The organism is Psychrobacter raelei (assembly GCF_022631235.3).
Taxonomy (GTDB): domain Bacteria; phylum Pseudomonadota; class Gammaproteobacteria; order Pseudomonadales; family Moraxellaceae; genus Psychrobacter; species Psychrobacter raelei.
The window spans coordinates 455,911-478,380 of the sequence record NZ_CP093310.2 but is presented as its reverse complement, the minus strand read 5'-3'; the positions used below and the strand labels follow the sequence as shown (position 1 = coordinate 478,380).

Here is a 22,470-nt window from a genome sequence, read left to right as displayed (position 1 = left end):
CTGTTATTGAGCTAAAGCGGGCAAATCACTAATGTTCCAGCGGGGTACACAGCTGACAGACAGCGCATCTTGTTGACCTGCTTGCAATCTTTGATAGCCGGCATAGGCAATCATTGCCCCATTATCGGTACACAGCTCTAACGGCGCATAATGTACTGTGGCACCAATTTTGGCAAGCTGCTGCTCCAAAGTTTGACGCAGATGCAAATTGGCACTCACCCCGCCAGCGATAACCAGTTGCTTCATACCAGTCTGCTTTAAGGCTTTGACGCATTTTTTGACTAAGGTATCGACCACTGCGTGTTGGAAGCTTGCGGCAATATCGGCTCTGACTTGCTCGTCATTATCTGAGCCTGGGGTATCTTTAACCAGATTGTGCACCGCCGTTTTCATGCCGCTAAATGAAAAGTCCAGTCCTCGGTGCAACATAGGTCGGGGCAGCTCATATTTTAGAGGGTCACCTTGTTCTGCCAGACGCGCCACATTTGGGCCACCTGGGTAAGGCAATCCTAGCATCTTGGCAGCTTTGTCAAAACACTCACCGGCGGCATCATCGATACTTTCACCTAATATTTCATACTCACCGATACCATGTGCGGCCACTAATAGCGTATGCCCCCCTGATACCAACAAAGACACAAAAGGGAACTTTGGCGGATTAGGCCCCAATAAAGGCGATAATAAATGCCCCTCCATATGATGAATACCAATGGCTGGCACGTCTAAGCCATAAGCTAGGCTACGACCAAATAATGCCCCAGTCATTAAGGCGCCAATCAGACCTGGGCCTTTGGTATAAGCAATGGCGTCAATCTCATCTTTACTGATATCACACTGCGCCAACAGCTCATCAAGTAGTGGCACCAATTTACGAATATGGTCACGACTGGCAAGCTCAGGCACCACGCCACCATAGGTAGCATGCAGCTCAATTTGTGAATACAGTACTTGACCCAGTAGGCCATTTTTGCCCTCAGCCAATAGCTCGCTATCAAAGATAGCCAAGCCTGTCTCGTCACAGGAAGTCTCTAAACCTAATACTTTCAATTAGCACCTACTTGTTAAGTGATTAAAGGGTATATTCTGAAGCGGCTTGTGCTTATCTTTATCACTTATTAACGGTCTGGTTGCGTCTAACCCTCTTACTATTAATAAATGATTTATGCCACTATTTAATTTATGCCACTATTTAATCAGTGATAAAAAACCGCCATGGTGAATACACAATGGCGGTAGTTTATCAGATTATCAAGGCGATTTTTACCGCCGAACGTTGCCGATCAGCAGGTCATGGCTTCTTAGGCGGTGCGCAATAATGCCTCTACCCTCAAACGGCCATTTAGCTGGCGTGCTCAACCATATAATCTACAGCAGCATGCACCTCTTCGACACTTGCCGTACCGTCTGCTTGGGCTGGCATGGCTTTAAATCCTTCAGCAGAATGCTTATATAGCACCTCTTTACCTTGCGCAATACGCGGCGCCCAGTCCGCATTATTACCAAACTTAGGTGCATTTAATAACCCCGGCTCATGGCATTGCTTACATTTTACTTCATACAATTTTTGGCCGGCATCTGCAGCTAAAGGCGCAGACTGTGCTGGTGCAGCTGCTGTTGTCTCCTCAGCAGGTTTAGCTTCTGAGCCCTCACTGTCAGCAGTAGGTGCTTGCTCAGTAGACTCTGAAGACTCTATCGTCTCAGAAGCTTCTGCTTCAGGTGCCTCGCTTTGGGTGGCTGCAGGATCAGCAGGAATGCTTTCACTCGCACTAGGCTCAGCTTGGTTCTGTGCCTCGGTATCATTACCGCCACTACAGCCCACAGCCAAGCCTAAAGTTAGGGCGCTAATAAGAAGCCAGCCACTTTTGGCTGAATAAAGCTTGGGTGCCACTTTTGATTGAGCGTTGTTTTGATTGTTAATGGTTAGCATGAGAAACCTCGCCTTTGCTAAATCTGGTTAAAAGTCCATGTTACATCTATAGTAGCGTCCGTGATGGCGCCCTATTTAATCTTTAATACCACATCCTGTCACGCCAAAACCACTCATCTACTGCGCCCGCTTTAGCACTTATTAGCACTCGCCTATTGTGCTATTTAGCCTCAGGTGCCATGTCAGCAGCAGGAGCCGCGGCATCGGCTGTAGTATCTGTAGTAGCAGGCGCTGTCGCACTGTCAGTCGTCGCAGTAGCATCTGTTGTGGTAGTGGCTGCACCTTCAGCCGTAGGCGCAGCAGCATCAGTACCTGCAGCATCAGCGGTAGCCGTACCTTCGGCAGCATCAGTGGCAGCTGGGGCTGAAGAAGCTGGCGCAATATCTTCAGGTTTTAATGGCTCAGGCTTAGGCGCATTGGCTTTAGCCATTTCCGCCGCCTCGTCTAGTTTATCAACCGCTTTGGCTTCATGTTCACCGCCACCACAGGCTGTCAAAGTTACTGCGGCACTTAACATAATAGAAGCCAGTGCGGTCACACGAAAAGTGGCTGATTTTTTTGGGGTTTGCTGAGCAATTAATGACATTACGAACTCCTAAAAGGATTGTAGATACGCTAAGCGCAAGTTATGTTAATAAAGCTGTCTTATTTAAGTTAAAACAGTCAAGCTAGGACATAAGCGTTAAGTATCTAGATGCATCGGTTGATTAAAATAAGGACAGTAGCCTAATGATATCAGGCATAAAGGTCTGCTAAATCGACTCTGCAATAATATCACAACCGCTGGCCTCTCACTATCACCCAGCTAAGATTTTAGCGCATTGACTACAATAATTTGTCCGATCTCACTACCCAAGCGGTCGCCAAAAATCAGTTACTTCTATGAGGACATATCAAAAAACAATTATAATCATTCATTATAAATGAATGTTTTATCGCATTATAAACTGTTTAAATATTTGCTTCAAACCTATTTATTGTAAATGGCCTGTCTTTTTTTTGCCAAGCCTAGAAAAAATAAAGCCTATAAAGCAGTCACCCTATGAGCATTGGCGGCTGCAGCACATTGACACAAGGCACATTTTTTAGTATAATCTCGCTCTTAATCTAATATACGTATTGAGATTATTAAGTTTTTATCCTAGTAATAGCTGATGCCGCATCCTTTTGAGACACTGCGGCTAATACCAACCACACAGCATTACTAATGCCCTTAGTCTCTTATTTCCACTACTTATTTAAGGAGTCTGCATGCCTTCAGTTAAGGTTAAAGAAAACGAACCTGTTGATATCGCTATCCGTCGCTTCAAGCGTGCCTGCGAAAAAGCTGGTGTTTTATCTGATGTACGTAAGCGCGAGTTTTACGAAAAGCCAACGCAAGAGCGTAAGCGTAAAAAGGCAGCAGCCGTAAAACGCTACAAAAAGAAATTACAGCGCGAGTCTATCCGTACCACTCGTATGTACTAATCAGTAGCCATTAAAGCTTATTGCTTTAAATACTGATTAAAAAACCACCTTATTTTGTCGCCCACTTGCATGCATTGCTAATGGCGCCATAATATAGGTGGTTTTTTTGTGCTAAGATTTTGGCAAATAGCTTGTTTATGCCCTTATGTTTTTGTCTACTTTTCTTACAAGAGCCCACTAGACAGCTTTGCGCCTATGGGCTTAATCTAGCATGACTGTCTGTCAACATTTACTAAAGTTAAGGCAATCACGCCCTTTTATAATCATAACAATAGGACACTATTATGAGCGCGTTAAAAGACACCATTACCGAACAAGTCAAAACCTCTATGAAAGCTCGTGAGCTTGAAAAAGTAAAAGTACTGCGTAATGTTCAATCAGTCATCAAACAAATTGAAATTGATCGCAAAGTTGACTTAGATGATGCAGGGGTATTAGAGATTTTACAAAAGCAGCTCAAGCAGCGCCAAGAGTCATTGCATGTCTTCCAAGATAATGGCCGTGATGATTTGGCTCAAAAAGAGCAGTTTGAAATTGATATTATCAATCAGTTTATGCCGCAGCAGATGAGTGATGAAGAATTAGCAGCACTTATCAATCAAGAAATCGCAGCCCAAGGCGCAAGCTCAATGCAGGACATGGGTAAGGTTATGGGCGCCTTAAAAACCAAAACTGCTGGGCGTGCTGATGCGGCGGTCATGTCACAGCTGGTCAAAAAAGCATTAATGGGCTAGTACTAACAGCGACCTAAAGCTATCATCAATAACAGCTAAGGACGAACCTCCTTGGCTGTTTTTACTTGGGCAACTTCGCTATCAATACTGGCCAGCAGTGGACGGCTATTAAAGCCTGAGCTTGAGCCGGAGGCTTTACTAAAGCTCTGCACCAATGTTTTAGCCTGCTGCAATGACACCAAGGCATCGTTATACTCTCCTTGCCACAGCTCACCTTTGGCTCTATAGCGCAAAGCATTGACGGCTGAGATTTGACTCAACGTGGTATTAGACTGCCGGTTGCTAGTGGCCAGTAGCTCATAGGCTCTTTGCATTCTAAATAAGGCTTCAACATCATATTCACGGCTTTGAACCAATGGCTTCATTAAGCTGATCACCTCATTATATTTACCCAATTGCAGCCAAGCATCTGCCAATAACATCTTGGTATCACGGCGCTCAGGATACAGATTATAATAAGGAGTAATCAGTGACTCTGTACGTTGCCAATTGCCCTGCATGCCGGCCACTTGGCCTTGACTGATAGCAAGCAGCACGTCAAATGCCATTTTGTCTTTGGTCGAGCTGATAGCCGTATTCTTCAGCTTTGAGAATTGAGCCGCCGCCTCATTATAGCGCCCCTGCTTACCATACCAAAAAGCCAGCGCCATCGTGGCACCTGTACTTTGCTTTGCAGCCGCCAATAAATCGCCTTCAGTCACTTGATTACTCAACACCTTTAAACGCCACTTTAAAAGATCAAAGGTCAGCGGATCACTTTGGTTGTGCAGGCCAACTGTGGCATAGCTATTAGCACGGCTTTGTGCTTCACTTAATCGCTCAGAGCTTAGCGGATGGGTCATGATAAAACTGGGCAAATAGGCGTTTTTGACCATATTTAATTGCGTTTTTTGATTTAAGGTGGCAAAAAATCGCGGCATGGCTCTAGGGTCATAGCCGGCTTTGGCCATAAGCTGCATACCGATGCGATCTGCCTCACGCTCATTACTACGACTAAAGGCCATTTGCGCATTTAACGCGGCGGTCTGACTGCCCATCATCACCGCCGCCGCTGCATCTCCATCAGCGGCAGAGGCAGCGATTGCAGCCAATAAACCGCCAATTTGCATCATTAACGCTTTTCGACTGGCCTCATCTCTATGCTCATAATGGCGCTGACTTAAATGCGCCACCTCGTGGGCAATCACACTGGCCACCTCATCCATACTATTGGCATCAATAACGGTGCCAGTATGAATACCCATGACTCCGCCGGGAATGGCAAAGGCATTAATACTGGCATTGTTAATAACCATCAAAGCAAGTGGCGCTTGGCTACGTGCTTGGGCATTAATCTGCCAAGCCAAGCTCTCTAGCTGCTCCTGTGACCACGGATCATTTAACAAGGGTGCACTTTTGCCAAGCTGCTGTAGCGACCACTCGCCCAGCACTTTGTGCTGATTGGCTTCAATAAAGCGTCCACCCCCACTGCCCAGTTCAGGCAGGCTAAAATTTGGATTATCAAAGCCTATCGCTGAAGCGGAGGTGGCATTGATAGCTGCAGTTGGCGCCGCCGTGGCCATCAGCGGCAAACCAAGCAGTAATAAAGGGACAGCGGCTGTGCAGTAACAGCGATAAGTAACTTTTACAAATCGCACGGCTGCCCCGCTTTGCTGACTGTCACGCTGATGAGAAGTGACAAAACGTCTAAAACCTGACGGTAAGTTCAATAGATTCAACCTCTATTTGTTATCCTTGCTAATAGTGATCATACGCTTGTCTGCCTGTAACTTTAGCAAACAAAGCGCTGCGGCTGCTTGAATTTTAGCGCTTTTATTATTATCTATAGCCATTAACGATGCAGTTATATTGAGCTATTGTCAATATCTTATGACCTACATCCCGTCTATAACCGCTAACCTCGTATGCACTTATTATAGTAAAAGGTGATTTTCCTTTGATGATAACATCATAACCGGTTAACCTTATGCCATCGTCTCTGGGATGTAATTTTTTATAATACCCTGCCCTTTTCAGCGCAGTGTATAACCCCTTTATAACAACCCACAACTTCTTTTATTCATTAGTGAAACTACTTATTTATGATAAATAATACTTTAAATCCGCAACTTGAACAGCTTTTGAGCGAGCAAATGACGCCTTTATCTAGCGCCGATCAGAACACCATCGCTGAGGTTAGCCAAGCGGCGCCCATTAGCGCCTTGGTCGATGGTCGCGGCCTTGCCTGCCCGATGCCGCTACTAAAAACCAAGGTTGCCTTACGCAGTATGCAGCCTGGGCAGAGCATCTATGTTCTGGCCACCGATCCAAATTCACAACATGATTTGGCCGCTTTTTGTGACCATGCCAATTTGCAATTAGCCCTGAATACCAGTAGTGTTCAAGGGTCAGTCGATAGTTTAGAAAAACTCGATACAATCTTTCACCTCATCATTACCAAAACCAATGGTAACTAGGGTGCGCTATCCTTTACAATAGATCTCAATAAAGTTATTACTTTGAAGGTCAAAACATGGCTACTCCAAAAAAAACCAAAACAACTAAAAAAGAGACGGCTAAAAGCAGCCCACCTACAGCGGTCACCTCTGAATTAGATCCAATCGATTTAGATATCGATGCGGATTTAGATGACGATGATCTGGCTCTAGATTATGACGAGCTTGATGATGGGATAGACGATGATCTGCTGACCCCCGAGCTTGCCAAAGCCGATGACTGGGTAAGCGACTATCCCAACACCAGCACGCGCGACTTAGTGCCTGCGATGCCGGTGAACCTATCAGCACCCGGTATCAACTTGGGTGCTTATATGAATTCTGTGCATCAGATACCTATCTTGACCACAGAGCAAGAGCAAGAATTGGCGCATCGTTATTACGACGATGGCGATGTGGAGGCAGCGCGTATCTTGGTTATGTCACACTTACGCTTTGTGATTCATATTGCGCGCAGTTATTCAGGCTATGGCTTGCCGCAAGCAGACTTAATCCAAGAGGGCAATTTAGGCTTAATGAAAGCAGTAAAACGCTTTGACCCCAATAAAGGCGTGCGTCTGGTGTCTTTTGCTGTGCACTGGATCAAGGCTGAAATCCATGAGTTTGTGATTCGTAACTGGCGTATTGTCAAAGTGGCCACCACCAAGGCACACCGTAAGCTGTTCTTTAACTTACGCAGTCTAAAAAAGACCAACAATCAGCTGACTTTAGAGGAGGCCGATGCCATTGCCGCAGACTTAAACGTCACCCGCAAGCAAGTGCTGGAGATGGAGTCGCGTCTGACCTCTTATGATGCATCATTTGAAGCACAGTCCACTGATGATGAAGACGGCCACTATGCGCCTCAGCTTTTCTTGGAAGATGGCGTTGATCCGGCAGAGATGGTGGAAGATGCTGACTGGGAAGAGAACAACACCAATGCCTTGATGGATGCTATGGATACTTTAGATGAGCGCTCTCGTGATATCGTTGAACAGCGCTGGTTGTCCGAACAAAAATCCACCTTGCATGAGTTGGCAGCGGTGTACAATATCTCAGCTGAGCGCGTGCGCCAAATCGAAAAAAATGCCATGGATAAAATCCGTGAGGCCATGACCATCGACAGCGTCATTATGCCAAGCGATGATGCTTATTAAGCAGATACAGCATTTATGCAATAAAGGCTTTTACTGGTGAGACAGTGAGAGCCTTTGGCATATCTGGGATATCCCCTTATCATTGTCAATTAGACTTAATTTTCTTAATTTTATAAGGCATTTATAAGATTAATCAGACTTAATATCTCAATAACAGGGCACATATTATGAACTGGATTGCTATTGCAGCCATTAACTTGGCAATGGCGGTTGCATTAGGCGCTTTTGGCGCTCATGGCATTAAGGCCATAGCATCAGCAGAACAGCTGGCGTGGTGGCACACAGGTGCCCAGTATTTGTTTTATCATGCGCTAGGCTTGTTACTGGTCGGTCTGCTTATCAAGCTGGGTTATACCACTCAGACTACAGCATGGCTATTACAAATTGGGATTATTATCTTTGCAGGCAGTCTATTTGCGATGACCTTGGGGGCACCACGTTGGTTTGGTGCGATTACACCTATTGGCGGCAGTTTAATGATTATTGGCTGGGTGTGGCTGGCCATCACCGCCTTTAGGTTGGTACCTCGCTAAATAACAACATCTTAAACTTGGACAGTTATCACTAAAGACAGGGATTAACCATGTACACCATTACCGTCAACGGGCAAATAATTAGCACTGAGCAAGACAACGTAAAAGCTGTATTAGATGAGCTTGAGCTTACCCAAGGTCGTTATGCAGTAGAGATTGATGGGGCGCTTATCCCTAAGTCTGAGCTTATGGCCACTGTGTTAGTGCAAAATATGAGTATTGAAGTGGTACAAGCTGTCGGCGGCGGCTAAATTGGGGACTGAGCACTTTTTATAGATCTAGTTATATCTCAAGTCGTATACCAATCCAAACACACCTTTAAGCTATCAATAAAGCCCCTACTCTTTCGAATAGGGGCTTTATTAGTTATAACTTGTCCTGTTTATGACCTATTTTTACTTTTTTAACCGCTTTTAGGGGTATCAGTCTTAAGATTATCAAGCTTAAGGTTATCAAATAATCCTAAGCTATCACCCTAAGCTAGAACCTAATAAGCAAAAGACTCTTCGGCGGCGGGCTCTACTACCGGTAGGCTAGCAACCAAGCGCTCTCTACGTTTAGAAGAGCGGGTCTTACGGTCAATACGTGTTTTATATTTACGCACTTGCCGGTCTAATTTATCTGCCATTTCATGGATGGCCTTATACATATCATCATCATACGACTGTACAAACATTTCTTGACCCGCTACCCGCATCAGCGCTTCTGCTTTGTGGTTATTTTTACCACTGTGGCTGGCATCTGTACGATGATTGTCCAGCGAAAGAATCACTTTAATGCTTTGAATTTGATCGAAATGGCGTTCAACTTTTGAAAGCTTGTCCATAACCATGTCTTTCATAGCGTCAGTAATAGTGATGTGATGGCCAGTAATTGAAATGTTCATAATGCTTACATCCTTTTTTGATTTGAGCAGCTACCGCTGACTCAAGGAGACTTTTTTATAATGACCGATTCAATGGCATTTTTTTAGTAAATGGCATTTTTCCTGTCTAAGTCATTGTGTAAACCTTTGTATTATCTAAGCTTTTTAAAAAACCTATAAGATAGCACTCCAGCATTATTGGTTGTAGCGTCTTCTAAAATCCGTATTAGAATCGCTTGCCCGCAACTTAGGTTAAGTTAAACATTTGTTGGGACAGCTTTAATTTGACATGAAAAACACATTTGCACAAGAACAATTATTGTAAATAAATGTAAATAAATAAGGTTATTTTCTCCATATCATTTATAATCTGAAATTTTTTTATTTTTTAAATAACGGCTATTGCTTGTCTAATGGGGCTTTGTGACGATTTGATGAGGTCTACGCCTCGGTTATGTTTAGGCTAAAACAGCAAAAACTTATTTTCAAAAAAACTCACCACTAAGCGCTAACGACTAGAACTTTAACTTGCGCTGTGTAGAAGAGCCAATATTCATGGCTTCTCGATATTTGGCCACTGTGCGCCGAGCAATATCTATACCTTGCTGCTGTAAATGCTGCTTAATGGCACTGTCCGACAACGGCTTTTTGGGGTCTTCAGCGTCAATTAATGCCTCAATCATGGCACTAATGGCTGTGGAGGAGACGTCACCTTGATCACTTGAGACGTGGGAGGAGAAAAAGTGCTTGAGAGAGAACAGCCCTTGCGGGGTTAAAATGCTTTTACTGGTGGTCAACCGTGATACGGTAGACTCATGCAGACCTACCTCTTCAGCGACTTCCTTTAAAATCAATGGCTTCATGGCAGTGGCACCTTGTAATAAAAAATCTTGCTGCATTTTTATAATGCAGGTGGCCACTTTAAGTAGGTTGTGATTGCGCTCTTCGATGCTTCGGATAAATAAGCGGGCATCCATTAGATTATCACGCAGATACACGTTGTCTGGGCTGTCATCCCCGCGCTTAACCAAGCTTGCATATTGCTGATTGATTCTTAGCTTAGGCAGGGTCTCTGGATTCAGCTCTACCTTCCACACCGCCTCACCGCCGCCTTGGTTATGCACCAGTTGTACAATCACATCAGGGATATCATACACCTCAGGAGTACTGCCATAATCTGGCTGCGCTTTAGAAAAAGCCAATCCTGGCGCGGCATTCAGGGTACGAATCAATTCGAGTGCGGGGCTGATTTCATTGTTTTTTAGACCCGTGCGACTCATCAATTCTTTAATATTGTTACTCACAAGCAGTTGATGCTCATCTAGCAGACGCAGCGCTTGACGCATATAAGGGGTATTCTCATCCAGTGCACGCAGCTGAATTTGTAATGATTCGGCCAAATTGCGCGCCCCCACTCCCAATGGCTCACAGCTTTGAATCAGCTCGATGACCTGTTGGATATGTTCTAACTCTATTTTTTGCTGCCACTGATAGAAGCTGGCCATTTCATCAAAGCTGTCTTTTAGCTCAGCCATGTCTATTTGAATAAAACCGTGATCATCCAAAGCATCAATCAAATAATCAGCGATAAGCGACTGCACTGAGGACAGCTTGCTAAAAGTGAGCTGCCAGCGAATGTGGTCTTGTAAACTGACGGAGGTTGCACCTTGATAATCGCTCATGCCTTGGGTGTCTGGTGCGGCAAGTCCAGTGGGGCTATGGGTATAGATATCATCCCACTCAGTGTCTATCGGCAGCTCACCGAGACTGGTGTCTAGGTTTGATGCTTCAGCCTTAAGATCGTTATCTGCTGTGGTGGTGATACTGATTAAAGCTTGGTTTTGCTCTATATCCCCCTCCGCTTTATTTGTGTCATCCAGCGCGTTCTCGTTTAAGTCGTTTAAGTCATTTAAGTCACCTAAATTACCTAAGCCATCGCCATCTAACTCGCTAAATACATCCTCAGTCGCCCCTTCTTGATACTCTAAGCCATAGTCGTCATTATAAGGGTCATACACCTCCTTTTGTGCTTCGGCATCAAGCTCCAACCGAGTCAGCTCCTCAATACTGTTAAAATCCTCAGCATCAATATCATCATCCTCTACCCGCTCTAATAAAGGATTGCTATCAAGCTTCATCTGCACCTCTTGCTCAAGCTCAAGGCTCGATAACTGCAACAGCTTAATGGCTTGCTGCATCTGAGGTGTCAGCTTTTGGGTGGTGGATAGATTAAAGCCTAAATTAAAGGAAGTGCTTATCATAAGGGTATTTATCTCAATTAGGGAGGAGTGCTGGCCGACTCAGGCCGGACACGCCGCTTTATTAGTAGCACATATTATTTAGAAAATCACGAAAATTAGTTAGTTGTAATAAACGCATTAACACAAACTGCTGCCATAAATCAGCGGTAATATCTGGGCGATGGGCTTTTTAAAAAATACCTTAAGTCTTTGTTTTAGTAAACAAGCTTATTGATTATTTATGGTTGTTTTTTTGGTCAAGCTAGCCTACTAATGTTTGGGGGCTTGACATGGATAACCCGTGGCTTTGCTCTACAAACACACCGTTTAATGCCAGCGGTTCTAGATAGATTCTAACCAGCGAACATGCTACTCTAAATACAATATTGAACCAAAAAACAAATAAGCTGGCCGTGAGTTTTTAAGGTAACTATTGCTAGTTAAACTACAAATTGCTAGTTAAACTACAAATTGCTAGTTAAGCCACAGGCTATTTGAACCACAGATAAAAGGACAAGGCGATTATAATGGACCCTATCATTGGATGTGTGCAGCTGAGCAGTCAGTTTGATATCGAGACCAATTTAGCGAATATACAACGTGCTGTAATCGCCGCTAAGCAGCAAGATGTCCACCTATTGGTGCTGCCTGAGAATGCTTGCCGGATGGGGGGACAGCAGCAGCTTGCCGAGCGCTTCGATGAGCTGTCTCAGTGGTATGCCACATTGGCCTTCGAGCATCAGATGTTCATTGTCGCTGGCAGTTTGCCTTGTGCGTATCGTCCTGATGGTACGCCAGTACCTGGTGAACGCTTGCGCCAAGTCAGTCAATTATTCTCGCCTGAGGGCAAGCGAGTGGCACGTTATGACAAGATTCATTTATTTAAAGCGCAAGTGGCCGATAACACCGGAAGCTATGATGAGGGCAGAACTTTTGAGCCTGGTGATACCACGGTAGTCGCACAGTGCGATATGGACAACCTGCTTGGCCAATCAGCTCAGACTCAGCCTCTGTCTGTGGGGATGATGGTGTGCTTTGATCTGCGCTTTCCCGCCTTAGCGCAAAAGCTGCGGCAATCAGGCGCCGAGATTCTAACCGCACCATCCGCCTTTACTTATCAAACGGGTAAGGCGCATTGGCAGTTGTTATTACAAGCACGTGCCTTGGATGCTCAGTGCTTGGTGGTAGGCTCAGCTCAAGGCGGCACGCACGATATCCCCAGTGGGCAGCGGCAGACTTGGGGGCACAGTAGCATCATGAATGCTAATGGTGAGCAGCTGGTCGGCACCAATCAGACCAAGCTTATGCAGCCTGAGCAGGGATTTGAATTAATTACTGCTCCCTTTGAGCGCACAAAGCAGCAAAATTGGCGCCAAAACATGCCCATCCATCACTGTCATCGCTTGGCATAAACCCTAAATAACAAAGCCAGATGGCAGGTGGCTATCTGGCTTTGTTATGGGTAAGTACTGGGTTATGGGTAAGTACTGGCGGTATGTTAGCCACGTTGGTTAAGCGTTAACGAGGCGTTTTTTTCTCCTGCGAGGCTCGAGGATGCGCTTTATCATACACTTGAGTCAGTCTATCAAAGTCTACATGGGTATAAATCTGCGTGGTGCTGATATCACTGTGGCCAAGCATCTCTTGCACTGCCCGCAAATCGCCACTGCCTGACAGCATGTGCGAGGCAAAACAGTGGCGCAGCAAATGCGGATACATATTTTGGGCAATACCAGCTCGGGCAGCGGCAACTTTTAGGCGCTGCTGCACCGCTCGTGTGGTCAATCGAGTACCATGTTTTTCACTGATAAATAAAGCTCTATCACCACGCTCTTCCCACAGATTGCGATGTGGCAGATACCTATTAATGGCCTTTAATGCTTGGCGCCCCACTGGCACTAAGCGGGTTTTATTACCTTTACCTGTCACCCGCACCTCGCCACGCTCCCCTTTGGCATCGATACGCAGATCAGCCACATTCAGCCCGACCAGCTCCCCCACACGTAGGCCACTACTGTAGAGCAGCTCAAACATCGCTTTATCCCGTATCCACAGCCGAGCCTGCTCTGGTGTATCTGGCATGGGCTGCTCAAGTAGCTGAGCAATTAAGTCGCCATCAGCAATACTGGGCAGCGGCCGAGGCGCACGCTTGAGCTGATAACCGGTGGTGGGATTGATGCGGGCTTGGCCTTGCTCAATAAGCCAGCTATAAAAGTGGCGAATGGCCGACAGCTCTTGCTGCACGCTAGAGATGGCCAGCGCATCAGTATCTAAGCGCTTAGCGATATATTTGGCCAATTGCCGTTTATCACAGCGGGTCCAGTTGAGCTGGGCCTGCGCCAAAAAGCAGGCCAGTTGATACAGGCCTGCATAATAGGCATCAATGGTATGCGCTGACATCTGACGCACCGACAGCTCGCTTAACCACTGCTCCACTGGTGGCAATAAGGCCTCTAGCTCAGCAAAAACAGGTTTGGTGACCAAAGAATCCTCTAGCTGCTGCTGCTCCAGCACTTTATTTGTCATGACTGTGGTTGACCTGACCTTGCTTGCACCTAGCTTAATGGCTTAAGACCGGCCTGCGCCATAATACCATCAGGACTAAACACACCCTCATAGACGAAAGCGGTCGGGCCGGTCATCATCACAGAATAGCCAGGTGACCAGCGAATCAGTAAACTGCCGCCATAAAGCTGCGCTCTAATCTCCTCGCCCTCATCTAGCCAGCCTTCGCGAATGCCTGTAGCGACCGCCGCACAAGCACCTGTACCACAGGCTTGGGTCTCGCCCACACCGCGCTCATAGACACGCAGACGAATGTGACGCTGGTTCATCACCTGCATAAAGCCAACATTGACCCGCTCAGGAAATGCCGGATGCGACTCAATGGCTTTGCCAAGCTTCTCAACATCGGCCGTCAAGATATCATCGACCTTAATAACCGCATGTGGGTTGCCCATATTGGCCACATACAATTGTACCGGCGTCCCCTCGACATCTAGGTGATAAGCGTTTTGTATTTTAGTAATGGCTTTGGGCGTAAAAGGAATCTCTGCCGGCTCAAAGCGCGGCTTGCCCATATCCACCTCTACCCAGCCGTAATTATCAGTCGATAACGTCAAAATACCTGACTTGGTTTCAACCCGAATACGCTGCTTGAATGACAGTTTGCGCGCCTGTACAAACCGGGCAAAACAGCGTGCCCCATTACCACATTGCTCCACCTCACTACCATCTGAATTAAAGATGCGGTAGCGAAAATCAACATCTGGACGCATGGGTGGCTCAACCACCAACAGCTGATCGAAGCCAATACCTAAGTTGCGATCAGCCAATAATGTAATCAGCTCTGGTGTCAGCTCCAAACGCTGAGTGACCAAGTCAATGACCATAAAGTCATTGCCCAGCCCATGCATTTTTGTAAACTCCATAAGCATATTTTATATTCCTTAGATTCTATTTATGGCTTATCTTAACATGCACAATATCACAATGATAATGCCTAACTGTGCTGTATTGGCAATTGGCTTATCTGCCCTTAAGTTTTGCTTAGCGATACAGCACACAGCAGTTATTAGATTGCCAATGAATACAAGGGCGGCGCTGAATGATGCGCCAAAAAATAAAAAAACCTGCACAGTAAATGCAGGTTTTTTTGTCAATTATCAATGCACGTTGAGCAGATAATTATGATTAATTTTTTTAATGCGTTGATGGCTTAATCTATATCAAACGTTGATTCCGCCTCAAATAACTGTGCTACGGTCTCACGGGCGCGTACCACTTGGTGCTTATCCCCTGACACCATAACCTCAGCAGGACGTGGGCGCGAATTGTAGTTGCTACTCATCACAAAGCCATAAGCGCCAGCACCGGTAATGGCCAAGATATCGCCAACTGCTAGGCTTAACAGACGTTTTTTGGCCAAAAAGTCGCCGGTTTCGCACACAGCGCCGACAATATCCCAGCTCTTCTGTGATGCTTGCGACGCTGTTTGTACCGGAATGACCGCCATTTCGGCTTGATACAGCGCTGGACGAATTAAATCATTCATAGCCGCATCAACAATAGCAAAGTCTCTATGCTCAGTGGGTTTTAACACCTCAACCTTGGTAACCAGCATGCCAGCGTTGGCAACAATACTGCGGCCCGGCTCAAAAAATACTTTTAACCCAAGCTCTTGTAGTTTTGGTAATAAAGCGGCGGCAAACTCACTGACCTTAGCCACCTCTTCATCAATATAGATAACGCCCAAACCACCGCCCAAATCAATGTGCTGTAGCTCAATGCCTACTTGTTTGAGCGCTTCAATCAGCTCACACACCTTATCCAAAGCGGCCACAAACGGATCAATTTCGGTCAACTGTGAGCCAATATGGCAGTCGATACCGACAATCTGTAAGTGCTCTAGGCTTGCGGCATGTTGATATGCTGCCACAGCGATGTCATGACTGATACCAAATTTATTGTCTTTTAGGCCGGTTGAAATATAAGGATGGGTTTTGGCATCGACATCTGGGTTGACCCGAATGGAGATCGGCGCCTTAACATTCAGCTCTGCTGCCACCGCATTTAGCGTATCAAGCTCACTTAATGACTCTACGTTAAAGCAGCCAATACCTGCTTTAAGCGCCGCTGTGAGTTCAGTGACGGTTTTGCCCACACCTGAGAATACAATTTTACTGGGGTCAGCGCCCACGGCCAGTACTCGAGCCAGCTCCCCTGAGGACACCAAATCAAAGCCTGCACCGGCTTTGGCCAATACCGACAACACCGCTAAGTTTGAGTTGGCTTTGACCGCATAGCAGACCTGATGGTCAATGGCTGCAAAACTGGTAGTGTATGCCGTATAAGCATCCAAAATTGCCTGCTTTGAATACACATACAAAGGCGTACCATACTGCTCAGCCAACTGCTGTACAGAGGCTTGCTCCACAAACAAGGTCCCTTGCTGATAGCTTAAAGTGGGCAGTTTTTTGACAAAGACTTCAGGATTGATGCGTAGACCAGATTCGCTATGTTGTACGGCGGCTTGAGATAAGTCGGGGTTGCTCATAATATAAAGGTGTCCAAGTCAGAGAGTATAAATCAACAAAAAAGCAGTTTAATCAACTTATTAAACCATTAATGTCAAAACAGGTAAAGCGGTGCACCCAAAGCAAATTAATAATCTTCAGGATCCTGCTCAGCCGCTTGTTCAACTTGCTCGCGGGTTTGTGCCTCTTTTACCTTATTAGCCTCACTCTTATTGCCTTTATAAATCATAAAATCAGTATTGCTAGGCGCCTCTTCGGGCAAATATAACGCCCCTTTTTGACCACAGCCGGTTAACATCAGCGTCCCCAACATCATAACCATAGTTATAATAGGGGTATTGGGTTTTTTACGCGCCTTTTTTTGTGCATTTTTACCGCTCATTTGAGCACCATTATTGTCAAAATATAGGCGCTCACAGACTAAATCAGTTAAGCTTGAGTTAAATAAAATTTTTGAGTAACGGTTTGCCATGAGCAGCTTCCTATGGGGGCCCAACTAGGCCTATATTGCTAAATTAAGTGTAGGCTATGGTACCAAACTTCTGAAAATTTGCCTAAAGGGTTTTGATGGTTTTTCATAAGCCCTCTAAAGAAAGTTTTTATTTTTAAGCACTTACCCGCTGTTTTTAAAATTAATCTGAGCTATACTTAATATAGGCGCATACCATAAGTCGCTCATAGCTGTATTTAGGGCACTCTCCAACTCAGTTATATTTTATTTCGTGTAGAAATTATAATAAATTTGGCTTGGCCAAATATAAAGCCACACCCAATAGGATGTTATGTGTTGGTAGAAGATAATGTAGGGCGTTATGCGCCTATGGCTTAAAGAGCACACCTCTTGTGGTGTATTTTTTTGCTTACTTTCTTTTCACTTTTTAATGTAAGGACACAAAATGAGCAATACCATTATCAGTAACCCAACGTTAGTCGTTAACTGCGGATCCTCTTCGATCAAATATGCTTTAATTAGTGAAGACAATCAGCACAGAATCACCGGCTTAGCCGAAAACCTAGGGTTAGATAATGCCCGTATTGTTCACAAATGCCTTGAAGGTAAAAAAACTGAGGTGACCATTCCAGGTGCCAACCACCAAGCGGCTTTGGTGCGTATCATGGATTTGTTGGGCGACCAATCTCCTATCGCAGTAGGTCACCGTGTGGTGCATGGGGGACGCGAGTTTAGCCATGCCGAAAAAGTTACCCCGCACGTTATCGAAGAAGTCAAACGCCTAAAAGCTCTAGCACCGCTACACAACCCTGCCAACGCCATTGGTATTGAAGCGGTTCAAGCCATCCATCCTGAGCTGCCCCAAGTAGTGGTATTCGATACCGCTTTCCACCAAACCATGCCGCCCAAAGCCTTCCGCTATGCCATTCCAAAAGAGATGTATGAAAAAGACTTCATTCGTCGTTATGGCTTCCATGGCACTTCACACGCTTATCTGTCTCACCGTGCAAGCGAGTTAACCACACAATCAGGGCCACACGGCTGGCTGATCGCTCACTTAGGTAATGGCAGCTCGGAAACAGCGGTCTATGATGGCAAAAGCTTAGACACCAGCATGGGTCTTACCCCACTTGAGGGGTTAATGATGGGAACCCGCTGCGGCGATGTCGACCCAAGCTTACACATTCACCTCAAGCGCACGTTGGGGCTAAACCTAGAGCAAATCGACACTATTTTGAACAAAGAAAGTGGGCTACTTGGCATCTCTGGTGTCTCAAACGACATGCGTACTGTTGAATCCATCGCTAATGATGACTCACATCCCAACCAACAAGACGCCAAATTAGCGGTAGAGATGTTCTGCTACCGCGCTGGTAAATATTTAGCGTCATTGTCTTGCGCCCTACCTGATATGACGGGTATTGTATTCTCAGGCGGTATCGGTGAGAACTCAGCCACCATCCGTGCCGGTATCTTAAATGTGATGCGTCATTTTGGTCTAGATATAGATCAACAAAAAAATGCTGAGTTATATGGCGGAGAAGAAGGCAGTTTTCATACCGCTGACAGCCGCTATGAATTATGGGTCATTCCAACTGATGAAGAGTATCAAATCGCTGAAGAGACTCGAGCCGTATTGGGACTATAAGCATAAACCTGCCTAGCGATGGGCGGGCAGGTTTATATCACAAAGCTGATTTTTGGCTTGATGCACTTTTTGAAAACAACTCATTTAAAAATAACTCATTTAAAAAATAACTAAGGATTGATTGATGCAAACTATTTTGCTGGTCCCTACCGGTCGTGGTATTGGCCTTACATCTGCAGGTCTTGGTCTGATTAAAGCGTTCGATTACTTGGGCATAAAAGCTGGCTTTATGAAGCCATTTTTGCAAGATGACTCGTATGATTCACAGCACACCTTAGACAGCTCAAGTGAGCTTGCGCACAAAGCTTTTGGCTTAACACCGCCTGAGTCTATCCCCCGTGAGCGTGTTGAGCGCATGATGAATGCGGGCAATGTTGATGACTTAATGGAAGATGTGGTTACCAATTTTCATAAGTTAGATGACGGCTACGGCGTGGTGGTCTGTGAAGGCTTGGTGCCCACAGAGGAAGTCAATTACGCCTCGCAAGTCAACTATGCGTTGGCCACTGCGCTTGATGCCAAGGTTATTTTTGTGAGCATGGCTGACCTTGAAAACCCCAAGCAATTGGCGGATAAATTAGACTTACACGCGCGTGCGTTCGGCGGCTTAACCGGTGAGCGTACTTTGGGCAGTATCTTAATGCGTGCCAATAACGTACCCAATACCTTTGATACGCAGCCAGTCGCACCAGGTGAGGCCACACTTGAGCTGGATGCTGAATTTATCGAAGCGATGCAAAAGTACTCTCCAAACTTTGCCACCGAAAAATATCATCTCATTGGTGTGGTACCGTTTAGCAACAGCTTGTCTGTGCCGCGCACATGGGACATCGCCCAGCAGTTAAATGCCACTTGGCTTAACCAAGGTGAGGCAAAACAGCGCCGTGTGTTAAAAACCAGCCTAGCGGCGCGTACCATCTCGCGTGTGGGTGAAATCTTCAACCGCGGCACCTTGATTGTGACCCCAGGCGACCGTGATGACTTGTTATTGGCCACAGCCATGGCTGCCATGAACGGTATCCCCATGGCCGGTATCGTATTAACCGGTGGTATCATCCCCAACGATACTGTATTTGAGCTGTGTCAGCCTGCGCTAAAAACCGGCTTGCCCATTATGAGCGTACCGACCAATAGCTTAGAGACAGTGACCAACTTATTTAACATCAGTAATGAGATTCCACGAGATGATGTGGAGCGTGCTGAGACTGTGACCCGCTTCGTGGCTGCGCACTTAGATTTAAATTGGCTGAAGTCTTACTTTGAGCGCGACTATAAGCCTCGCTTGTCTCCCTCAGCGTTTCGTCATCAAGTGGTCAAAAAAGCACAACAAGCCAAAATGCGTGTGGTGCTCCCTGAAGGCGAAGAGCCACGCACCATCGAAGCGGCCGCCATCTGTCAAAGCCGCGGCATTGCCCAGTGTGTGCTTATCGGTAACTCTGATGAGATTGCCCAAGTGGCCAAAAACCGCGGCGTAGATCTGCCAAAAGACATCGAAATCATCGATCCGGCCACCCTCAATTTAGACAAATACGTTGCCGCTTTTGTTGAGCGCCGTAAAGGCAAAGCCTCTCCAGAGCAGGCCGCTGAACAGCTAAAAGACACCGTGGTATTGGGCACCACCATGCTGCATATGGATGAGGTGGATGGTCTGGTGTCGGGTGCTATTCATACCACTGCCAATACCGTACGTCCGGCTTTCCAGTTAATTAAGACAGCCCCTCAGTACTCTCTTGTCTCCTCTATCTTCTTTATGTTATTGCCTGAACAAGTGGTGGTCTATGGCGACTGTGCCATTAACCCAGACCCCAATGCTGAGCAGCTAGCAGAGATTGCCATTCAGTCGGCCGCCTCTGCCAAAGCCTTTGGTATTGAGCCCAAAGTGGCGATGATTAGCTACTCAACCGGCGCCTCTGGTACCGGCGACGATGTAGAAAAAGTCAAACAAGCCACTCAAATTGTACGTGAACGTGCGCCTGATTTAATGGTAGATGGCCCACTACAGTATGATGCAGCCTCTGTGCTTAGCGTGGGCAAACAAAAAGCGCCTGACTCACCTGTAGCGGGTCAAGCTAACGTGTTTATCTTCCCTGACTTAAACACCGGCAACACCACTTACAAAGCGGTACAGCGCAGTGCCAACGTCGTCAGCGTCGGCCCGATGCTACAGGGCTTAAACAAGCCTGTTAACGACTTATCACGCGGCGCTTTGGTTGATGATATCGTGTACACCATCGCCTTAACCGCCATTCAAGCCAGCAGCTCTGAGATTTAATCACTGTTGGTATCGCTAATAGCTACAGGCATTTTAATGGCAACTGCCAGAGAGATAACCTGATAGCCTAAAAATAGCCGGCGCTTTGCCGGCTATTTTTATTGATACTATTACATATTAGCCAAGCGGTTTGGCAGACAAGCGACACCCCATCTTACCCTATGGATTTTTTTGCTTTAACCTTTTTTGCTTTAACATAGAGGCGCTGTGATAAGCTACTGTGTCTGTTGATGGCCAAATTGGTCTTACTATCGCTAGATTTTCGACTGGATATGTCATGCCTGCCCCTACTCTTGCAACCACAAACACAACCACAACTACAACCCCAGCCTCTAGCCCTTCATCTTGTCGTCATTTAGAGACGGATGCTTATCCGCGCCATGCTTGCGCCACCCGGCCCATCCAAATTTATTTGGGCGGCTCATTTGATCCGGTGCATAACAGCCATTTGGCTCTGCTTGCCCATGTTTATCAGCATCTACACACAGCCAAGCCCTCCTCAAAGCTGAGTGCCTATTTTATGCCCACCTCACGCTCACCGCTCAAAGACAACAGCAGTCGTCCTGAGCATCGTATGGCCATGTTACAGCTGGCTATTGATGAGATGACTGCAGCTAAAGCGCAGGCGGCAATCAGTCCCGCTGACTTTGGAATCTGTGACCACGAAATTTGGCAAACCCCGCCCACCTATAGCATTGATACGCTCAGAGCATTGCGTCAGGCCAATCCTGAGGCCAGCTTGGTGTTTGTCATTGGCGCCGATAATGTCCAAAGCCTGCCCCAATGGCGAGATGGCGACCGGCTTATTGAGTTTGCTCATCTGTGGGTAATCCCCCGTGATCACTTACAAACGCACCAACACATTGCTAATTTACTGCCAAATAAACTAAAATCTGCGCTCACTGAACATATTGAGGACTTGAAATACGCCGCAAAGGGCCATATATACATAGATTCGCACCGTGTTGACCCCATTTCTAGTAGCGCCATACGCCAAGCTATAACTGAGGGCAGCTTTGATATTGCAAAATCTGCTTTGCCACGCTCTGTTTATTCGTATATTATGAAAAATAATTTATATCATTCTTACTGAGTTAATGGCTGTTACAACACCTCTACGTGCAAACCTTATACCCTCTTAATGACCTAAATTTTCAACCCAAGCTTGTATAACTTTCTTTTAGCCTAGTCTGCTTTAGCCGAGCGCTTTTGGCAGCAAGCGGATATAAGAAAACCCAAAATAATTTATAGGATAGCTATGACATTAGACGCAACCCAAAGAACCCCCATGAGTGACGAGAGACTACAGTTTTGTCTAAACATGGTTCAAGAAACTTTAGATGACCTAAAAGCTAAGAACATCACCGTACTGCATGTGGCCGATTTAACTGACGTCACCGATTATATGGTTATCGCAGATGCCACCTCGAAGCGCCACGTCAGCGCCTTGGCAGATGAAGTGGGCGCCACCGCAAAAAAATCAGGCTTTATGCCACTAGGCCGTGAAGGTGAGAAAGACAGCGACTGGACCTTAGTAGATTTAGGCGGTGTTATCGTACATATCATGACTCGCCAAGCACGTGAGTTTTATGATTTAGAAGGTCTATGGTCTTCACCAGAAGAGCTTAAGAAGTTAGTAGCGCGTGATTTAAGCGAGCGCTAGAGC

21 protein-coding genes are annotated in these 22,470 nt (G+C 46.0%); 11 read left to right on the top strand and 10 right to left on the bottom strand.

Translation table 11 applies throughout. The features are described 5' to 3' along the window. Positions 1-3 precede the first annotated feature (3 nt). The 3 genes from tsaD to MN210_RS01950 form a co-directional block, all read right to left on the bottom strand. Entirely contained in the window at positions 4-1,047 is a 1,044-nt protein-coding gene (gene tsaD / locus MN210_RS01960) for a tRNA (adenosine(37)-N6)-threonylcarbamoyltransferase complex transferase subunit TsaD (protein ID WP_338412466.1), read from the bottom strand. Positions 1,048-1,339: 292 nt separating this feature from the next. Then, entirely contained in the window at positions 1,340-1,927 is a 588-nt protein-coding gene (locus MN210_RS01955) for a c-type cytochrome (RefSeq protein ID WP_241879046.1), read from the bottom strand. A 160-nt stretch (positions 1,928-2,087) separates the two neighbouring features. Continuing rightward, positions 2,088-2,513, bottom strand: coding sequence for a hypothetical protein (locus tag MN210_RS01950; protein ID WP_241879045.1), 426 nt, complete (start codon positions 2,511-2,513; stop codon positions 2,088-2,090). A 665-nt stretch (positions 2,514-3,178) separates the two neighbouring features. Between MN210_RS01950 and rpsU the strand changes: the two genes are divergently transcribed. Then, entirely contained in the window at positions 3,179-3,394 is a 216-nt protein-coding gene (gene rpsU / locus MN210_RS01945; RefSeq protein WP_007394316.1) for a 30S ribosomal protein S21, read from the top strand. 284 nt (positions 3,395-3,678) lie between these two features. Next, entirely contained in the window at positions 3,679-4,128 is a 450-nt protein-coding gene (locus MN210_RS01940) for a GatB/YqeY domain-containing protein (RefSeq protein WP_011959648.1), read from the top strand. A gap of 35 nt (positions 4,129-4,163) precedes the next feature. Here MN210_RS01940 and MN210_RS01935 read toward each other — a convergent pair whose 3' ends face one another. Further along, positions 4,164-5,765, bottom strand: a complete 1,602-nt coding sequence (locus MN210_RS01935) for a M48 family metalloprotease (protein ID WP_011959647.1) — start codon at positions 5,763-5,765, stop codon at positions 4,164-4,166. A gap of 444 nt (positions 5,766-6,209) precedes the next feature. Between MN210_RS01935 and MN210_RS01930 the strand changes: the two genes are divergently transcribed. The 4 genes from MN210_RS01930 to thiS all read left to right on the top strand — a co-directional run bounded on the left by MN210_RS01930 (position 6,210) and on the right by thiS (position 8,543). Beyond that, a complete protein-coding gene (locus MN210_RS01930; RefSeq protein ID WP_241879042.1) occupies positions 6,210-6,584 on the top strand; it encodes a sulfurtransferase TusA family protein in 375 nt (124 codons plus the stop codon). A gap of 308 nt (positions 6,585-6,892) precedes the next feature. Beyond that, positions 6,893-7,759 (top strand): RNA polymerase sigma factor RpoH, encoded by an 867-nt coding sequence (gene rpoH / locus MN210_RS01925; protein ID WP_197708920.1) that lies wholly within the window; start codon positions 6,893-6,895, stop codon positions 7,757-7,759. Between the two features lie 167 nt (positions 7,760-7,926). Continuing rightward, positions 7,927-8,292, top strand: coding sequence for a DUF423 domain-containing protein (locus tag MN210_RS01920; RefSeq protein ID WP_241879041.1), 366 nt, complete (start codon positions 7,927-7,929; stop codon positions 8,290-8,292). A gap of 50 nt (positions 8,293-8,342) precedes the next feature. Further along, positions 8,343-8,543: a sulfur carrier protein ThiS gene (thiS, locus tag MN210_RS01915; RefSeq protein ID WP_011959643.1), complete on the top strand. Its 201-nt coding sequence runs from the start codon at positions 8,343-8,345 to the stop codon at positions 8,541-8,543. Positions 8,544-8,779: 236 nt separating this feature from the next. On the opposite strand, the gene hpf is transcribed toward thiS, so the two are convergent. Both hpf and rpoN read right to left on the bottom strand, forming a co-directional pair. After that, entirely contained in the window at positions 8,780-9,178 is a 399-nt protein-coding gene (hpf, locus tag MN210_RS01910) for a ribosome hibernation-promoting factor, HPF/YfiA family (protein ID WP_155586646.1), read from the bottom strand. Between the two features lie 494 nt (positions 9,179-9,672). Further along, positions 9,673-11,418, bottom strand: coding sequence for an RNA polymerase factor sigma-54 (gene rpoN / locus MN210_RS01905; protein ID WP_338412465.1), 1,746 nt, complete (start codon positions 11,416-11,418; stop codon positions 9,673-9,675). Positions 11,419-11,924: 506 nt separating this feature from the next. Between rpoN and MN210_RS01900 the strand changes: the two genes are divergently transcribed. Continuing rightward, positions 11,925-12,809 carry a nitrilase-related carbon-nitrogen hydrolase gene (locus MN210_RS01900; protein WP_338412464.1) on the top strand — a complete coding sequence of 295 codons (885 nt, stop codon included), beginning with the start codon at positions 11,925-11,927 and terminating at the stop codon, positions 12,807-12,809. 106 nt (positions 12,810-12,915) lie between these two features. Here MN210_RS01900 and MN210_RS01895 read toward each other — a convergent pair whose 3' ends face one another. From MN210_RS01895 to lptM, 4 genes are all read right to left on the bottom strand, one after another. Next, complete coding sequence (locus tag MN210_RS01895; protein WP_338412463.1) at positions 12,916-13,923, bottom strand: tyrosine recombinase XerC; 1,008 nt, start codon at positions 13,921-13,923, stop codon at positions 12,916-12,918. Positions 13,924-13,952: 29 nt separating this feature from the next. Further along, a complete protein-coding gene (gene dapF / locus MN210_RS01890; protein ID WP_241879039.1) occupies positions 13,953-14,834 on the bottom strand; it encodes a diaminopimelate epimerase in 882 nt (293 codons plus the stop codon). 281 nt (positions 14,835-15,115) lie between these two features. Then, complete coding sequence (gene lysA, locus MN210_RS01885) at positions 15,116-16,453, bottom strand: diaminopimelate decarboxylase (RefSeq protein WP_110816054.1); 1,338 nt, start codon at positions 16,451-16,453, stop codon at positions 15,116-15,118. A 107-nt stretch (positions 16,454-16,560) separates the two neighbouring features. Then, positions 16,561-16,905: an LPS translocon maturation chaperone LptM gene (gene lptM, locus MN210_RS01880; protein WP_338412462.1), complete on the bottom strand. Its 345-nt coding sequence runs from the start codon at positions 16,903-16,905 to the stop codon at positions 16,561-16,563. 424 nt (positions 16,906-17,329) lie between these two features. Here lptM and MN210_RS01875 point away from each other — a divergent pair, with 424 nt between their 5' ends. The 4 genes from MN210_RS01875 to rsfS all read left to right on the top strand — a co-directional run bounded on the left by MN210_RS01875 (position 17,330) and on the right by rsfS (position 22,467). After that, positions 17,330-18,532, top strand: a complete 1,203-nt coding sequence (locus MN210_RS01875) for an acetate/propionate family kinase (protein ID WP_011959635.1) — start codon at positions 17,330-17,332, stop codon at positions 18,530-18,532. 124 nt (positions 18,533-18,656) lie between these two features. Then, positions 18,657-20,804 (top strand): phosphate acetyltransferase, encoded by a 2,148-nt coding sequence (pta, locus tag MN210_RS01870; RefSeq protein ID WP_011959634.1) that lies wholly within the window; start codon positions 18,657-18,659, stop codon positions 20,802-20,804. Between the two features lie 277 nt (positions 20,805-21,081). Next, on the top strand, positions 21,082-21,897 hold the full coding sequence (nadD, locus tag MN210_RS01865; protein WP_338412461.1) for a nicotinate (nicotinamide) nucleotide adenylyltransferase: 816 nt from the start codon (positions 21,082-21,084) through the stop codon (positions 21,895-21,897). Positions 21,898-22,092: 195 nt separating this feature from the next. Then, on the top strand, positions 22,093-22,467 hold the full coding sequence (gene rsfS, locus MN210_RS01860; protein ID WP_413775364.1) for a ribosome silencing factor: 375 nt from the start codon (positions 22,093-22,095) through the stop codon (positions 22,465-22,467). The last annotated feature ends 3 nt before the right edge of the window (positions 22,468-22,470 follow it).

Bases quoted from the DNA above. Each gene is read 5' to 3' on its own strand.
- MN210_RS01940 (WP_011959648.1), top strand. From the start codon at position 3,679: ATGAGCGCGTTAAAAGACACCATTACCGAACAAGTCAAAACCTCTATG.
- hpf (WP_155586646.1), bottom strand. From the start codon at position 9,178: ATGAACATTTCAATTACTGGCCATCACATCACTATTACTGACGCTATG.
- MN210_RS01930 (WP_241879042.1), top strand. From the start codon at position 6,210: ATGATAAATAATACTTTAAATCCGCAACTTGAACAGCTTTTGAGCGAG.
- MN210_RS01920 (WP_241879041.1), top strand. From the start codon at position 7,927: ATGAACTGGATTGCTATTGCAGCCATTAACTTGGCAATGGCGGTTGCA.
- MN210_RS01895 (WP_338412463.1), bottom strand. From the start codon at position 13,923: ATGACAAATAAAGTGCTGGAGCAGCAGCAGCTAGAGGATTCTTTGGTC.
- rpsU (WP_007394316.1), top strand. From the start codon at position 3,179: ATGCCTTCAGTTAAGGTTAAAGAAAACGAACCTGTTGATATCGCTATC.
- MN210_RS01955 (WP_241879046.1), bottom strand. From the start codon at position 1,927: ATGCTAACCATTAACAATCAAAACAACGCTCAATCAAAAGTGGCACCC.
- MN210_RS01950 (WP_241879045.1), bottom strand. From the start codon at position 2,513: ATGTCATTAATTGCTCAGCAAACCCCAAAAAAATCAGCCACTTTTCGT.
- nadD (WP_338412461.1), top strand. From the start codon at position 21,082: ATGCCTGCCCCTACTCTTGCAACCACAAACACAACCACAACTACAACC.
- rpoH (WP_197708920.1), top strand. From the start codon at position 6,893: ATGCCGGTGAACCTATCAGCACCCGGTATCAACTTGGGTGCTTATATG.
- pta (WP_011959634.1), top strand. From the start codon at position 18,657: ATGCAAACTATTTTGCTGGTCCCTACCGGTCGTGGTATTGGCCTTACA.
- rpoN (WP_338412465.1), bottom strand. From the start codon at position 11,418: ATGATAAGCACTTCCTTTAATTTAGGCTTTAATCTATCCACCACCCAA.
- MN210_RS01875 (WP_011959635.1), top strand. From the start codon at position 17,330: ATGAGCAATACCATTATCAGTAACCCAACGTTAGTCGTTAACTGCGGA.
- rsfS (WP_413775364.1), top strand. From the start codon at position 22,093: ATGAGTGACGAGAGACTACAGTTTTGTCTAAACATGGTTCAAGAAACT.
- dapF (WP_241879039.1), bottom strand. From the start codon at position 14,834: ATGCTTATGGAGTTTACAAAAATGCATGGGCTGGGCAATGACTTTATG.
- lptM (WP_338412462.1), bottom strand. From the start codon at position 16,905: ATGGCAAACCGTTACTCAAAAATTTTATTTAACTCAAGCTTAACTGAT.
- MN210_RS01900 (WP_338412464.1), top strand. From the start codon at position 11,925: ATGGACCCTATCATTGGATGTGTGCAGCTGAGCAGTCAGTTTGATATC.
- lysA (WP_110816054.1), bottom strand. From the start codon at position 16,453: ATGAGCAACCCCGACTTATCTCAAGCCGCCGTACAACATAGCGAATCT.
- thiS (WP_011959643.1), top strand. From the start codon at position 8,343: ATGTACACCATTACCGTCAACGGGCAAATAATTAGCACTGAGCAAGAC.